Source organism: Variovorax sp. P1_H2, assembly GCF_056405295.1.
Genome location: NZ_JBFUCJ010000150.1, coordinates 1 through 13,703, shown reverse-complemented (window position 1 = coordinate 13,703; position 13,703 = coordinate 1). Strand labels below are relative to the sequence as shown.

The 13,703-nt window shown below is 67.3% G+C and carries 15 protein-coding genes and 1 pseudogene; 11 read left to right on the top strand and 5 right to left on the bottom strand.

All coding sequences use genetic code 11. From position 1 onward, the window contains the following. The 10 genes from AC1D2E_RS31825 to AC1D2E_RS31780 form a co-directional block, all read left to right on the top strand. Positions 1-448, top strand: a 448-nt coding sequence (locus tag AC1D2E_RS31825) for a PaaI family thioesterase (protein ID WP_478201095.1), incomplete at its 5' end; no start/stop codon positions are given. Beyond that, positions 445-882: a PaaI family thioesterase gene (locus tag AC1D2E_RS31820; protein WP_478177646.1), complete on the top strand. Its 438-nt coding sequence runs from the start codon at positions 445-447 to the stop codon at positions 880-882. The genes AC1D2E_RS31825 and AC1D2E_RS31820, both read left to right, overlap by 4 nt. Before the next feature lie 558 nt (positions 883-1,440). After that, positions 1,441-2,976, top strand: a complete 1,536-nt coding sequence (locus tag AC1D2E_RS31815) for a sigma-54 interaction domain-containing protein (RefSeq protein ID WP_478177645.1) — start codon at positions 1,441-1,443, stop codon at positions 2,974-2,976. A 150-nt stretch (positions 2,977-3,126) separates the two neighbouring features. After that, positions 3,127-4,317 (top strand): substrate-binding domain-containing protein, encoded by a 1,191-nt coding sequence (locus AC1D2E_RS31810; protein WP_478201094.1) that lies wholly within the window; start codon positions 3,127-3,129, stop codon positions 4,315-4,317. Positions 4,318-4,536: 219 nt separating this feature from the next. Further along, the gene (locus AC1D2E_RS31805; RefSeq protein WP_478201093.1) at positions 4,537-5,301 is read left to right on the top strand and encodes an ABC transporter ATP-binding protein; all 765 of its coding nucleotides are present in this window, start codon (positions 4,537-4,539) and stop codon (positions 5,299-5,301) included. Next, the gene (locus AC1D2E_RS31800; protein WP_478201092.1) at positions 5,298-6,023 is read left to right on the top strand and encodes an ABC transporter ATP-binding protein; all 726 of its coding nucleotides are present in this window, start codon (positions 5,298-5,300) and stop codon (positions 6,021-6,023) included. Before AC1D2E_RS31805 ends, AC1D2E_RS31800 begins: the two co-directional genes overlap by 4 nt. Then, positions 6,020-7,003, top strand: a complete 984-nt coding sequence (locus AC1D2E_RS31795) for a branched-chain amino acid ABC transporter permease (RefSeq protein WP_478201091.1) — start codon at positions 6,020-6,022, stop codon at positions 7,001-7,003. Before AC1D2E_RS31800 ends, AC1D2E_RS31795 begins: the two co-directional genes overlap by 4 nt. A 10-nt stretch (positions 7,004-7,013) precedes the next feature. Continuing rightward, positions 7,014-8,078, top strand: coding sequence for a branched-chain amino acid ABC transporter permease (locus AC1D2E_RS31790; protein WP_478201090.1), 1,065 nt, complete (start codon positions 7,014-7,016; stop codon positions 8,076-8,078). Then, complete coding sequence (locus AC1D2E_RS31785; protein WP_478201089.1) at positions 8,075-8,950, top strand: alpha/beta fold hydrolase; 876 nt, start codon at positions 8,075-8,077, stop codon at positions 8,948-8,950. The genes AC1D2E_RS31790 and AC1D2E_RS31785 overlap by 4 nt, the downstream gene beginning before the upstream one ends. A gap of 51 nt (positions 8,951-9,001) precedes the next feature. After that, entirely contained in the window at positions 9,002-9,508 is a 507-nt protein-coding gene (locus AC1D2E_RS31780) for a DUF1993 domain-containing protein (protein ID WP_478201088.1), read from the top strand. A 10-nt stretch (positions 9,509-9,518) separates the two neighbouring features. On the opposite strand, the gene hemH is transcribed toward AC1D2E_RS31780, so the two are convergent. Next, on the bottom strand, positions 9,519-10,547 hold the full coding sequence (hemH, locus tag AC1D2E_RS31775) for a ferrochelatase (protein WP_478201087.1): 1,029 nt from the start codon (positions 10,545-10,547) through the stop codon (positions 9,519-9,521). A gap of 15 nt (positions 10,548-10,562) precedes the next feature. On the opposite strand from hemH, the gene AC1D2E_RS31770 reads away from it, so the two are divergent. Beyond that, positions 10,563-11,297: an HAD family hydrolase gene (locus AC1D2E_RS31770; protein ID WP_478201086.1), complete on the top strand. Its 735-nt coding sequence runs from the start codon at positions 10,563-10,565 to the stop codon at positions 11,295-11,297. Positions 11,298-11,455: 158 nt separating this feature from the next. On the opposite strand, the gene AC1D2E_RS31765 is transcribed toward AC1D2E_RS31770, so the two are convergent. The 4 genes and pseudogenes from AC1D2E_RS31765 to AC1D2E_RS31750 all read right to left on the bottom strand — a co-directional run. Then, positions 11,456-11,986 (bottom strand): hypothetical protein, encoded by a 531-nt coding sequence (locus tag AC1D2E_RS31765; protein ID WP_478201085.1) that lies wholly within the window; start codon positions 11,984-11,986, stop codon positions 11,456-11,458. Then, positions 11,986-12,666 (bottom strand): C39 family peptidase, encoded by a 681-nt coding sequence (locus AC1D2E_RS31760; RefSeq protein ID WP_478201084.1) that lies wholly within the window; start codon positions 12,664-12,666, stop codon positions 11,986-11,988. Before AC1D2E_RS31760 ends, AC1D2E_RS31765 begins: the two co-directional genes overlap by 1 nt. Positions 12,667-12,678: 12 nt before the next feature. Beyond that, the gene (locus tag AC1D2E_RS31755) at positions 12,679-13,050 is read right to left on the bottom strand and encodes a hypothetical protein (protein ID WP_478201083.1); all 372 of its coding nucleotides are present in this window, start codon (positions 13,048-13,050) and stop codon (positions 12,679-12,681) included. A gap of 97 nt (positions 13,051-13,147) precedes the next feature. After that, positions 13,148-13,703 (bottom strand): annotated as a pseudogene (locus AC1D2E_RS31750) (hypothetical protein); the annotation flags it as partial.

The following is a 13,703-nucleotide window of genomic DNA, read 5'->3' as shown; positions in this document are numbered from 1 at the left end:
TCATCGCAACTACTTGACGAGGCAGGAAATGACCAACGACGAAATGAAAACGTATCTGCAATCCATCGTAGCCAAGACGCCATTTGCGGTTTGTTTGGGTGCCGAGGTCATCTCGATATCGCCCGGCCATGTGGAACTGGCAATTCCGGTCATCCCTGAGAAGATGAACCAGCACCATGGCTTTGTACACGGCGCAGTGATCGGCTTCGTCGCCGACAGCGCCTGCGCCTGGGCTGCGGGGTCGGTGGCCGGCGACGTGGTGACCTCGGAGTACAAGATTAACCTGCTCGCACCCGCCATCGGCGATCGGATCATCGGCATCGGCAGCGTCATCAAGGCGTCATCGCGAACCGTGGTCACGAAGGCAGAGATCTATTCCGAGCGGGCCGGCGAGCGCAAGCTCGTGGCCTTCGCCGTCGCTACTGTCGCCAAGATCGAAGCCAAATGAGCCGACTAGCCGACACCGACGCAGATGGCCCTCCGCCAGGATTCGAGCCAATCTTCCGGACCAGCCCCTTCCTCGATGCAACCGGGCCCTTTTTCTACAAGGTGATCCAGCGGGGATTCACGGTTGGGCTGAGGGCGCTTGAGAAGCACACCAACGCGTCGGGGTTCCTCCACGGCGGCCTGGTCGCCACGCTGGCCGACGTGTCGCTCGGCTATGTGACCTCCACCTCCAAGACGCCCGCGCTGCGAATGGTGACGACGAGCCTCGGCATCGACTTCGTCGGCATGGCCAAGGTCGGCGACTGGATCGAGTCGCGCGTCAGCATCGTGAAGGTCGGCAGCCGCTTGGCCTTCGCCAATGCTGAAATCACGTCGAACGACGCCCCGATCGCGAGCGCCAGGGCGGTCTTCATGGTTGTCGGCGCCGTTGCCTGAGCGGGCCTGCTGTCGAATACTCTCAGCGGAAGCGCTCCCATGTTTGGACCCGACTTCTCCAGTGACCCTTACACGACCTACCGGGAGCGCGCGCCGCCCGCCCCCTGCATTTCAGCAATGCCGTCGGCGGCGCTGGCACTTGGCTGGCGCCTCGCTACGAAGGCGTCGCTAGAGTCTTCAACGAGGCCGGACTGACCGCCATTCGTTCGCATCGATTTCTTCGACCAGTACAGCAACGACGTGAAGGTCGAACTGAAGCAATTCGACCAGGTCTTCAAGCAATGGGGTGGTATTTCTAGAGGCTTCATGCGGCGCCGTCGCTTGATGTCGCTTGAAGATTGCTCCAGAGAACGGAGCGTAGATTTGCTCGGCCGTGAAGTCTGCGAGATTGATCCGATATTTGTTCCTGATACGTCATATCGGACAGCAAGATAAATCTGATTCTTGTCGTTGAAGATTCATGTTGTTCTTGGCTCAGTCGTCTGCGTTCATTCATGAGGGTATGCCCGTTGCACCCTCATTCGGGGGCCTGTCGCCCGTGCGCGCTACGATCCCGCCATGTCATCCGCTTCCGCCGCACCCCCCGCCTTGCCGCTCGATGCCGAAGGCATCCTCGCGCTCGCCGCGCGCTCGATGTTCCACCTGTTCTCCAGCATCAGCCAGGGCATGTTCCTGGTCGACCGCAGCGGCCGCATCGTCTGGGTCAACGAAGGCTACCGGCGCTTCCTGCCGGCGCTGGGCTTCTCGTCGATCGACCAGTTCCTCGGCCATCTGGTGGAAGACGTCATTCCCAACACCCAGATGCGCCGCGTGCTCGACACCGGCGAGCCGATCCTGATCGACCTGCTGACCAACAAGGCCGGCACCTTCGTGGTCAGCCGCATCCCGCTGCGGGAGGAGCGCGAGGGCGACGGCGGAGCCACGCCCGGCGAGGTGATCGGTGCCATCGGCATCGTGCTGTTCGACCATCCCGAGACCACGCTGCAGCCCTTGATCAGCAAGTTCGCGCTGTTRCAGCGCGATCTCGACGACGCCCGCCGCGAACTCGCGAGCCAGCGCGCCAACCCGCTCTACCAGCAGTCGGCCGACGGGCAGCGGCGCTCCAAGTACACCTTCGCGAGCTTCATCGGCAGCAGCCCGGCGGCGGTCGAGGTCAAGCGCCACGCCCGGCGCGCGGCGCAGTCCTCGAGCCCGGTGCTGCTGCTGGGCGAGACCGGTACCGGAAAGGAACTGCTGGCCCATGCGATCCATGCCGCTTCGGCGCGCGCCGGCGGCATGTTCGTCAGCGTCAACATCGCGGCCGTGCCCGACACCCTGCTCGAGGCCGAGTTCTTCGGCGTCGCGCCGGGCGCCTTCACCGGCGCCGACCGCAAGGCGCGCGAGGGCAAGTTCAAGCTGGCCGACGGCGGCACGCTGTTCCTCGACGAGATCGGCGACATGCCGCTGGGCCTGCAGGCCAAGCTGCTGCGCGCGCTGCAGGAGGGCGAGATCGAGCCGCTGGGCTCCAACAAGCTGGTGCCCTTCGACGCCCGCGTGATCGCCGCCACCTCGCGCGATCTCGCGTCGCTGGTCAGGGAAGGGCGCTTTCGCGAAGACCTCTACTACCGGCTCAACGTGCTGCCGGTGCGGGTGCCGCCGCTGCGCGAGCGGCGCGCCGACATCCCGGCGCTGGTCGAGGCGCTCGGCGAGGACATGGCGCTGCGCAGCGGCGAGGCGCCACCCGAACTCACGCCCGACGCGCTGGCCTTGCTGGCCGCGCAGCACTGGCGCGGCAACATCCGCGAGCTGCGCAACGTGCTCGAGCAGGTGACCATGCGCAGCGATTCGCAGCGCATCGACGCCGCGCAGCTCGAGCGCATCCTGCGCGAGGCCGGGCAGGAGAAGATCGCGGCGCCTGAGCCGCTGCCGAGCGCGGCCGCCGATTCGGACGAAGGCGCGGCCTTGCTGCGGCCGCTGGCCCAGCAGGTGGCCGAGCTCGAACGCCGTGCGATCGCCGCCGCGATGGCCGCGACCGGCGGCAACAAGCTGGCGACTTCGCGGCTGCTGGGCATCTCGCGCGCGACGCTCTACGAACGTCTGGAAAACCCTGAATAAAAAACATGCAATTGCCTGAAATTAGAACAGTCGATCTGTCCTGATTCCAGGCTTTTCAAGGGGAAACCAAGGGAAAGTCCTTTGTTTTCAAGAGGGTGGCGGCTGGCACGAACTGTGCAATATTCAGCCATCACCTTCAGGAGACAAAGAATGCAACGTCGCTACCTCGTCGCGCTGGCCAGCCTGGCCGCCGCAGGTGCCCTGGCCCTCCCGGCCTGGGCCCAGTCCAACGAGATCAAGATCGCCCTCGTCTACAGCAAGACCGGTCCGCTGGAAGCCTACGGCAAGCAGACCCAGACCGGCTTCATGATGGGCCTGGACTACGCGACCGGCGGCACCATGGCCGTCAACGGCAAGAAGATCGTCGTCATCGAGAAGGACGACCAGGGCAAGCCCGACCTCGGCAAGTCGCTGCTGGCCGCGGCCTACGCCGACGACAAGGCCGCGCTGGCGGTCGGTCCGACATCGTCGGGCGTCGCGCTCGCGATGCTGCCGGTGGCCGAGGAATACAAGAAGATCCTGCTGGTCGAGCCCGCGGTGGCCGATTCGATCACCGGCGACAAGTGGAACAAGTACATCTTCCGCACCGGCCGCAACAGCTCGCAGGATGCGATCTCGAATGCGGTCGCGATCGACAAGCCTGGCGTCACGGTCGCCACGCTGGCCCAGGACAACGCCTTCGGCCGCGACGGCGTGAAGGCCTTCAAGGACGCGCTCAAGAAGGCCAAGCTGGCGCATGAGGAATACCTGCCGCCGGCCACCACCGACTTCACGGCCGGCGCCCAGCGCCTGATCGACAAGCTCAAGGACCAGCCGGGCCGCAAGATCATCTGGATCGTCTGGGCCGGTGCCGGCAATCCGTTCAAGATCGTCGACCTCGACCTCAAGCGCTACGGCATCGAGATCGCGACCGGCGGCAACATCCTGCCGGCGATGGCGGCCTACAAGGCGCTGCCGGGCATGGAAGGCGCGGCCTACTACTACTTCGGAATTCCGAAGAACCCGGTCAACGAGGCCATGGTCTCGATGCACTACAAGGAATTCAAGGCCCCGCCGGACTTCTTCACGGCCGGCGGCTTCTCGGCCGCGATGGCGGTGGTGACCGCGCTCAAGAAGACCGGCGGCGACACCAGCACCAACAAGCTGATCACCGCGATGGAAGGCATGAGCTTCGACACGCCCAAGGGCAAGATGACCTTCCGCAAGGAAGACCACCAGGCGATGCAGAGCATGTACCACTTCAAGATCAAGGTCGACCCGGCGTTCGCCTGGGGCGTGCCGGAACTGGTGCACGAGATCAAGCCGGAAGAGATGGACATCCCCATACGGAACAAACGCTAAAGCAAAAAGCTCGCCCCCAGGTTGCCCGCACTGCGTGTCGGGCGCCCACCCCCTACCGGGGGCAACACCAGCGGCCCGGCGAACTGTGGCTCGCCCCCAGGTTGGGCTCACTGCGTGTAGCCCGCCCACCCCCTGCCGGGGGCAACACCAGCGGCCCGGCAAAGCCGGTTCCGCGGTGTTTCACGAAGGGGGCGGACTGCGTCGCCCAATCAACTATCCATGCTCGAAACCAAAGATCTCACCATTCGCTTCGGCGGACACGTGGCGGTGAATGCTGTCTCGTGCGCATTCGCGCCGGGCACGCTCACTGCGATCGTCGGTCCCAACGGGGCCGGCAAGACCACGTACTTCAACCTGATCTCGGGACAGCTCAAGGCGTCCGCGGGCACGGTGTCGCTCGACGGGCAATTGCTGTCGGGGCTGCCGGCCTCGGCGCGCACGCGGGCCGGGCTCGGGCGCGCCTTCCAGTTGACGAACCTGTTCCCGAACCTCACGGTGCTGGAGAACGTGCGGCTCGCGGTGCAGGCGACGCGCGAGGGCGCGCATCGGCGCGGGCTCAACCTCTGGAGCATCTGGAGCGACCATCGCGCGCTGACCGAGCGCGCCGACGGGATTCTGGCCGCCGTGGCGCTCAAGTCCAAGGAGCATGCGAGCGTCGCCAGCCTGCCGCACGGCGACCAGCGCAAGCTCGAGGTCGCGCTGTTGATGGCGCTCGAACCCAAGGTCTTCATGTTCGACGAACCGACCGCCGGCATGAACGCCGCCGAGGCGCCGGTGATCCTCGACTTGATCCGCAAGCTCAAGCAGGACAAGAGCAAGACCATCCTGCTGGTCGAGCACAAGATGGACGTCGTGCGCGAACTCGCCGACCGCATCATCGTGCTGCACAACGGGCAGCTGGTGGCCGATGGCGAACCGGCCGAGGTGATCGCCTCGCCGATCGTGCAAGAGGCCTACCTGGGTGTCGCGAAGGAGGCTTCATGAGTCGCAATCTTCTCGAGATGAAAGGCGTGCACACGCACATCGGCGCCTATCACATCCTGCACGGCGTCGACCTCGCCGTGCCCAAGGGACAGCTCACGATGCTGCTGGGCCGCAACGGCGCCGGCAAGACCACCACGCTGCGCACGCTGATGGGCCTGTGGCACGCGTCGCAGGGCAGCGTGCGCTTCGGCGACAAGGACATCACCGCGCTGCACACGCCGCAGATCGCCGAGCTCGGCATCGCCTACGTGCCCGAGAACATGGGCATCTTCTCGGACCTCACGGTCAAGGAGAACATGCTGCTGGCCGCGCGCCGCGCGAAGAACGCCGAGCAGATGGACGACGCGCGGCTGAAGTGGATCTTCAAGCTGTTCCCGGCGGTCGAGAAGTTCTGGAACCACCCGGCCGGCAAGCTCTCGGGCGGCCAGAAGCAGATGCTGGCCGTGTCGCGCGCCATCGTCGAGCCGCGCGAACTGCTGGTCGTCGACGAGCCCAGCAAGGGCCTGGCGCCGGCCATCATCAACAACATGATCGACGCCTTCGGCGAACTCAAGCGCAGCGGCGTCACGATCCTGCTGGTCGAGCAGAACATCAGCTTTGCCCAACGTCTGGGCGACACGGTGGCCGTGATGGACAACGGCCGCGTGGTCCACAGCGGCAGCATGGCCGCGTTCTCGGCCGACGAACAACTGCAGCAATCCTTGCTCGGGTTGGCACTATGAAAAACATCGACTTCGACTGGAAGCCGCTCTTGCTGGTGCCGGTGCTCGCGCTGATCGCGCTGCCGCTCACGGGCTCGGTCTCGACCTGGCTCACGCTCACGGTTGCCGGCCTCGCGATGGGCATGATCATCTTCATCATCGCCTCGGGGCTGACGCTGATCTTCGGCCTGATGGACGTGCTCAACTTCGGCCACGGCGTGTTCATCGCGCTCGGCGCCTTCGTGGCCAGCAGCGTGCTCGGCCTGATGGGCGACTGGACCGGCTCGGGCGAGCTGTGGCGCAATCTCGTGGCCGTGTTCCCCGCGATGCTGGTCGCGATGGCCGTGGCCGGCGCGGTCGGCCTGGCCTTCGAGCGCTTCATCGTGCGGCCCGTGTACGGCCAGCACCTGAAGCAGATCCTGATCACGATGGGCGGCATGATCATCGGCGAGGAACTGATCAAGGTCATCTGGGGTCCGGCGCAGATCCCGCTGCCGCTGCCGGAAGCCTTGCGCGGCTCGCTGCTCGTCGGCGACGCGGCGATCAGCAAGTACCGCATCCTCGCGGTCGTGATCGGCGTCTTCGTCTTCGGCCTGCTGGCCTGGACGCTGGGCCGCACCAAGATCGGCCTCTTGATCCGCGCCGGCGTGCAGGACCGCGAGATGGTCGAGTCGCTCGGCTACCGCATCGGCCGGCTCTTCGTCGGCGTCTTCGTGGTCGGCAGCGCACTGGCTGGCCTGGGCGGCGTGATGTGGGGCCTGTTCCAGCAGAACCTGATCCCGCAGATGGGTGCGCAGGTCAATGTGCTGATCTTCATCGTGATCATCATCGGCGGCCTGGGCTCGACCGCCGGTGCCTTGATCGGCGCCTTGCTGGTCGGCCTCATGACCAACTACATCGGCTTCATCGTCCCGACGCTGACGCAGTTCGCAAGCATCTTCCTGATGGTGGCGGTGCTGCTGTGGCGCCCGCAGGGCGTGTACCCCGTGGCCAACCGCTGAAGAGAAAGCCATGCTGTCCCGTCTACTTTCCAACGACCTGCCGCGCAGCCGCCTGCTGGCGCTGCTGCTCGCGGCCCTGGTGCTGGCGCTGGCCTTCGCACCCTTCCTGTTCCCGGGCGTCAAGGCGCTCAGCGTCGCGGCCAAGATCCTGGTCTTCATCGTGCTGGTCGCGAGCTTCGACCTGCTGCTGGGCTACACCGGGATCGTGAGCTTCGCCCACACCATGTTCTTCGGCATCGGCGCCTACGGCATCGCGATCTCGGCCAGCCGGCTCGGCGCGAGCTGGGGCGCGGTGGCCGTCGGGCTCGGCGCTGCCTTGGCGATCTCGCTGGTGCTGTCGCTCGCGATCGGCCTGTTCTCGCTCAGGGTGCGGGCGATCTTCTTCGCGATGATCACGCTGGCCGTGGCCTCGGCCTTCCAGACGCTGGCCTCGCAGCTGTCCGACTTCACCGGCGGCGAGGACGGCCTGACCTTCAAGCTGCCCGAGCTGATCTCGCCGAGCTTCGAGTTCGCAGAGGAGCCTTTCCTCGGCGTCTCGCTCGACGGCCGGCTGCTGTGCTACTACCTGCTCTTCGTCGCCACGGTGCTGCTGGTGCTGGCGCTGCTGCGGATCGTGAATTCGCCCTTCGGCCGCGTGCTGCAGGCGATCCGCGAGAACGAGTTCCGCGCCGAGGCGATCGGCTACCGCGTGGTGGTCTACCGCACCACGGCCTCGGTGCTGTCGGCACTGTTCGCGACGCTGGCCGGCGCCATGCTCGCGATCTGGCTGCGCTACAACGGGCCCGACACTTCGCTGAGCTTCGAGATCATGGTCGACGTGCTGCTGATCGTGGTGATCGGCGGCATGGGGACGATCTATGGCGCGGTGGTCGGCGCGGTGCTGTTCGTGATCGCGCAGAGCTACCTGCAGGACCTGCTGCGCATCGGCAGCGAAGCGGCGAGCGGGCTCGGCTGGCTGTCGGCCCTGCTGTCGCCCGACCGCTGGCTGTTGTGGCTCGGGGTGTTGTTCGTGCTCTCCGTCTATTACTTCCCGACCGGCATCGTCGGCCGTTTGCGTGCGAGGGCCTTGAGATGATTCTGCCAAGCTCGAACTACCTGCAACTCGCCGGCCGTGAGGTCCATTGGCTCGACTGGGGCCCGCGCGACGGCCCGGTGGTGGTGGCCTGGCACGGCCTGGCGCGCACCTGCCGCGACATGGACGAACTGGCCGTGCATTTCGCCGGGCGCGGCTGCCGCGTGATCTGCCCCGACACGATCGGCCGCGGATTGAGCCAGTGGAGCCCGTCGCCGGACGACGAGTACCAGTTGTCCTTCTACGGCCGGCTCGCGCTCGAATTGTTCGACGCGCTGAAGCTCTCGCGGGTGCACTGGATCGGCACCTCGATGGGCGGCGCGATCGGCACGGCCTGCGCCTCGGGCCTGCTCGAGCCGACGCTGAAGCCGCGCATCGCCAGCCTGGTGCTCAACGACAACGCGCCGCAGATCGCGGACGCCGCGGTCGCGCGCATCCGCTCCTATGCCGGACATCCGCCGGCCTTCGACACCGTGGTCGAACTCGAGCAGTTCTTTCGCACGGTCTACAAGCCCTACGGCTGGCTCAGCGATGCGCAATGGCGCCGCCTGACCGAGAGCTCGACCCGGCGCCTGCCCGACGGCCGCGTGACGCCGCACTACGACCCAGCGATGGTGCGGCAGTTCGAGGCCCATCCGGACGACTACCTGCTATGGACGCACTACGACGCGATCGAGGTGCCGGTGCTGTGCCTGCGCGGCGTCGATTCCGACCTGGTGTTGCCCGAGACGCTGGCGCAGATGCGAACACGAGGACCCGGTGCCGCCGGCCGCCTGCAGATCCTGGAAGTGCCGGGCTGCGGTCATGCGCCGGCGCTCAACGTGCCCGAGCACCTGGAGCCGATCGAGGCCTTTGTGCGCGCCGCCGGCACCTGAAGCGCGGCGGGCCGACAATCGGCCCGCTCATTTACCTCGGAGACTTCTTTCATGGCGCTCTCGTTCTACGATATTTCGGTCCCGGTGTTCGTCCGCGGCCTCGGCCAACTCTCGCATGTGCTCGACAAGGGGCTGGCGCACGCGCAGGCCGCAGGCATCGATCCGGCCGAACTGGTCAACGCGCGGCTGGCGCCCGACATGTTCACGCTGGCCGGGCAGGTGCAGAGCGCCAGCGATGCATCGAAGCTCGGCACGGCCCGCATTGCCGGCATCACGGCGCCGAGCTTTCCCGACACCGAAACCACCTACGCGGAACTGCAGGCGCGGGTTGCGAAGACGATCGAATTCCTCAATGGCGTCGACCGTGCGCTGGTCGACGGCGCCGAGGCGCGCGAGGTCACGATGAAGGTGCGCGGCAACGAACTCAAGTTCACGGCCGAGCGCTACCTGCTGCAGTTCGCGCTGCCGAACTTCTTCTTCCACGTCACGACGGCCTATGACGTGCTGCGGCACCGTGGCGTGGCGCTGAGCAAGCTCGACTATCTGGGGCGCTTCTGAAACGCGACGGCTAGGGGCGGGTCGGCCAGCCGGCCAGGTTCCGCTCGGCGATGCCGCTGAGCGCAGTGATCCACGCCGGGCTGTCGTTGAGGCAGGGGATGTAGTGGAACGCCTTGCCGCCCGAATGCAGGAAGGCTTCGCGGCCTTCCATCGCGATTTCTTCCAGTGTCTCGAGGCAGTCGGCCGGAAAGCCGGGGCACATGACGTCGACCCGGGCGACGCCGGCCCTGCCCAGCTCGCGCAGCGTGGGCTCGGTGTAGGGCGCGAGCCACTTGGCGCGGCCGAAGCGCGACTGGAAGGTCACTCGGTACTGCGTCGGCGCAAGCGCGAGCCGCTCGGCGAGCAAGCGCGCGGTGGCCACGCACTGCGCCTGGTAGGGATCGCCGAGCCGGATGTTGCGCTCGGGAATGCCGTGGAAGCTCATCACGAGTTGGTCGCCGCGGCCGTTGCGCTGCCAGTGGCGCTGCACGCTCTGCGCCAGTGCGTCGATGTAGAGCGGATCGTCGTGGTAGTCGTTGACGAAGCGGAATTCCGGCAGCCGCCGCATCCGTGCGCTCCAGGCATTGACCGCATCGATCACGCTGGCGGTGGTGGTGGCCGAGTACTGGGGGTAGGCCTGCAGCACCAGTACCCGGATCGCGCCCGAGGCAGTGAGCGCGTCCAGCCGCGCGGCGATCGAGGGATTTCCGTAGCGCATGGCGTCGACCACCTTCAGCCGATGGCCGCGTTCGCCGAGCCAGCCGGCCAGCAGCACGGCCTGCTTGCGGGTCCAGACCTTGAGCGGCGAGCCCTCGGGGGTCCAGATGCTGGCGTACTTGGCGGCCGACTTGGCGGGCCGGGTGCGCAGGATGATGCCGTGCAGGATCAGCGCCCACAGCAGGCGCGGGATCTCGACCACGCGCGGGTCGCCGAGGAAGTCGGCGAGGTAAGGGCGCACCGCCTTGGCGGTGGGCTCGTCGGGGGAGCCGAGGTTGCACCAGAGCACCGCTGTGCGCTCCGTGGCGATGCTGGCAGCGGTCGGATCAGGGGAAAAGGGCATGCGATATTCTCGGGCATGGCCATTGCAACCCCCGATCCCCTCGCCCTCGACGTCAAGCGCATCGCCGCGATTTCGCTCGACCTGGATGACACGCTGTGGCCGGTCTGGCCGACCATCGAGCGTGCCGAGCGCGTGCTGCACGACTGGCTGCTGCGCGAGGCGCCGAAGACCGCCGGCCTGCTGTTGACGCCCGGTGTGCTGCGCGAACTGCGCGAGGCCGCGGCCAAGGAGCGCTCCGACCTCGCGCACGACCTGAGCGCGCTGCGCCGCGAGTCGATCCGCGGCGCACTGCTGCGCGCCGGCGAAGACCCGGCGCTGGCCGAGCCGGCCTTCGACGTCTTCTTCGAAGAGCGCCAGCGCGTCACGCTCTACGACGACGCGCTGCCGGCGCTCCGGTGGCTCAGCGAGCGCTATCCGCTGGTGGCGGTGTCCAACGGCAACGCCGACATCCATCGCACCGGCGTCGGACGCTGGTTCCGCACCGCCTTCAACGCGCGCGAATTCGGCAGCGGCAAGCCGCACGCGCCGATCTTCCATGCCGCCGCGGCCTCGGTCGGGCTGCTGCCCGAGGACATGCTGCATGTCGGCGACGACGCGGCGCTCGACGTGGTGGGCGCGCTCGATGCCGGCATGCAGGCCGCCTGGCTGGTGCGCGAGGAGCGCCCCTGGGAGCACGGCGCGCGGCCGCAGCTGATCGTGCCCAATCTGCACGCGCTGTGCGTGGCGCTGGACGGCACCACGCGACTCTGATTTTTCGGACTGCTCGGTGATCCACTGCGCGATCGCGTGACCTGCGACGCCTGAAACCGGCGCAGCCAGAGTCCAGGGATACCGCGGAACCGGCTTCGCCGGGCCGCTGGTATCGCCCCCTTGAGGGGGAGCGCCGCAGGCGCTTCGGGGGTGTTCCTCTACCGGGGCCCGCCGATGGCGCGCGCCACGCCTTCGTTCACCGTGGACTGGAGGTTGAAGTTCTTGACCATCCCGAGCCCGTTGCTGCTGGCGTCGATCACGGTCTGGTTCACGATGTGCTGGTTGTCCAGGGTGTTCTGGATCACGGTGCCGGAGGTGCCGGCCTGCTGCGGCTCGAAGACATTGCCGGGTCCGTTCTGGACCAGGTGCAGGGCCGCCATCTGCTTGTTGAGCTGCGCGGCCTGCGCGGCGCTGAGGTTGTTCAACTGCCCGAAGTTCAGCGTGGTCTGCGTCACAAGGCTGCCATTGATGTAGACCGCGCGCGAGATGCCGAAGGTCACCATCAGGCCGTTGCCGGTATCGAAGCCGCCGCGCAGGTGGTCCAGCGTGGTGTCGCCGACGGCCATCCAGATCTCGTTGTGCCGCTCGACGGGATCGACCGGTCCGTCGGCCCATGCGCAGGCGCTGAAGACGCCCGCGAGCGACAGGAGCAGGGCCGACCGAAGCGCTGGGGCGCGGCGGGGGCCCATCAGAAATCTCCCGGCCCTAACTTGGGCATCGTGATCTCGGTCATGCCGTCGCGTGCGATGCCGGTGCCCACCGGTGCCCGCGGCGCCGCGCGCCAGTCGGCCGCCAGGTTGAAGCGGGCCGATTCCATGCGGTTGTGGATCACGAACAGCAGGCCGTTCTGCCAGGCCTTCTCGAAGGTCTTGCGCGACATGGCGCGCGTCCCCAGCGCCGGGTCGCCCAGCAGCACCCGGTCTGCCTGCACGCCCTTGACGACGACGAAGTGGTGGTAGCCGTCGGAGTTGATCAGCACGATGGCCGGAACGCGGGCCTCGTTGAGCTTGTCCAGCGGTTGCTCGAAGCCATCGGCCTCGAAGCCCTGCGCCGCCAGGAAGCGTTTCATGTCGAGCAGCGAGAAGCCTTCGGTTTGGATCTTCTTCTGGTCGCCATGCTCGTACATCGCCTGGAACACGGTTTCCTCGCTCACCGGATGACCGTAGTGGTGGGTGAGCAGCGTGGCCAGGGCCGCCGAGCCGCAGCTGAAGTCGTACTTCTGAATCAGCGTGCGCCCGGTGCGCGCCTGTTTCATGCTGGTCAATGGAAGCACGACGTCGCCCATGGCGATCGACGGCATGTAGGCGCCGTCGGCGGCGGCCAGCTCGGCCGTCGCCAACAACGCGATGCAGAGCAACAGGCGGCGCATGATGCCTGTCCCTCAGTTCATCTGCAGATTGAGGATCGTTGCGTTCTGTATCAGCACATTCGCGCCGGTGTTCTGGATCACGGTCGGCAGCCCGCTCATGTTCGCGAACGAACCGGCACTGATCGTGTTGTCTCCCGTCGTGACGTTGCGCGCCGAATTGCCGGCGGTGACGCCGTGCAGGGCCATGTCGTTGTTCACGACTTCGGCGCCGCCGCGGGTCTTGGCCAGCGTGTCCGCATCGACCGGCTGGGCGACGAAGGCCACGCTACGACCCACGGAGCCGGGCACTTCGCGCGTCGGCTGCGAGGTCTGCGCCGCCACCGTCGCCGGCAGCAGGATCCCGAGGGCCATGCAAATGGGCCCCAAGCGGGTGATGGATGTCATGGCGTCTCCCTTCGGCCTGCGGTGAGAGCGAGCCGATCCTCGCCGTGCGCCCGGCGGTCCGGGCTGCACGGCGACGATCGGTCTCACGCTTCTTCGATCAGCGTCCCACGGACAGGTTGGCCTGCACGTTCACGCTTTGCTGAACCATCGAGGCGATGCCGCTGTTCTGGTTCGCGACCATGATGCCCGCCGCCGTCTGGCCGACGCTGGTCATGGTGTTGGACATGTTGAACGTGCCGGCGTTGACCGTTGCCGTGCCGCCTGCGCCGCCCGTGCCACCGTTGCCGGTGCCGCCGGTTCCGCCGTTGCCGGTATTGGTTCCGCCGTTGCCCGCACCGCCTGAGCCGCCGGTGCCGCTACCGCCCGCGCCGCCGGCGCCTGCGGAGTTGCTGCCGTTGCTGGCGCTGCCGTTGGTGGCGCTGCCGACCGTGCTCGAGCCGCCGGCGCCGCCCGTGCCCGCGCCGCCGATCTGGGTGCCGGTCGCGGTGCTGGTGGCCGCACCACCGCCGCCGCCCGAACCGCCCGCTCCACCGGCACCCGTGGCGCCGCTCGCGCCGCCTGCGCCTGCCGTGCTGCTCGAACCGGCTGCACCGCCCGCGCCGCTCGCGCCGCCCGCGCCTGCCGTGCCGCTGGTGCCGCCCGCACCGCCCGCG

Bases quoted from the DNA above. Each gene is read 5' to 3' on its own strand.
- AC1D2E_RS31820 (WP_478177646.1), top strand. From the start codon at position 445: ATGAGCCGACTAGCCGACACCGACGCAGATGGCCCTCCGCCAGGATTC.
- AC1D2E_RS31810 (WP_478201094.1), top strand. From the start codon at position 3,127: ATGCAACGTCGCTACCTCGTCGCGCTGGCCAGCCTGGCCGCCGCAGGT.
- AC1D2E_RS31805 (WP_478201093.1), top strand. From the start codon at position 4,537: ATGCTCGAAACCAAAGATCTCACCATTCGCTTCGGCGGACACGTGGCG.
- AC1D2E_RS31800 (WP_478201092.1), top strand. From the start codon at position 5,298: ATGAGTCGCAATCTTCTCGAGATGAAAGGCGTGCACACGCACATCGGC.
- AC1D2E_RS31795 (WP_478201091.1), top strand. From the start codon at position 6,020: ATGAAAAACATCGACTTCGACTGGAAGCCGCTCTTGCTGGTGCCGGTG.
- AC1D2E_RS31790 (WP_478201090.1), top strand. From the start codon at position 7,014: ATGCTGTCCCGTCTACTTTCCAACGACCTGCCGCGCAGCCGCCTGCTG.
- AC1D2E_RS31785 (WP_478201089.1), top strand. From the start codon at position 8,075: ATGATTCTGCCAAGCTCGAACTACCTGCAACTCGCCGGCCGTGAGGTC.
- AC1D2E_RS31780 (WP_478201088.1), top strand. From the start codon at position 9,002: ATGGCGCTCTCGTTCTACGATATTTCGGTCCCGGTGTTCGTCCGCGGC.
- hemH (WP_478201087.1), bottom strand. From the start codon at position 10,547: ATGCCCTTTTCCCCTGATCCGACCGCTGCCAGCATCGCCACGGAGCGC.
- AC1D2E_RS31770 (WP_478201086.1), top strand. From the start codon at position 10,563: ATGGCCATTGCAACCCCCGATCCCCTCGCCCTCGACGTCAAGCGCATC.
- AC1D2E_RS31765 (WP_478201085.1), bottom strand. From the start codon at position 11,986: ATGGGCCCCCGCCGCGCCCCAGCGCTTCGGTCGGCCCTGCTCCTGTCG.
- AC1D2E_RS31760 (WP_478201084.1), bottom strand. From the start codon at position 12,666: ATGCGCCGCCTGTTGCTCTGCATCGCGTTGTTGGCGACGGCCGAGCTG.
- AC1D2E_RS31755 (WP_478201083.1), bottom strand. From the start codon at position 13,050: ATGACATCCATCACCCGCTTGGGGCCCATTTGCATGGCCCTCGGGATC.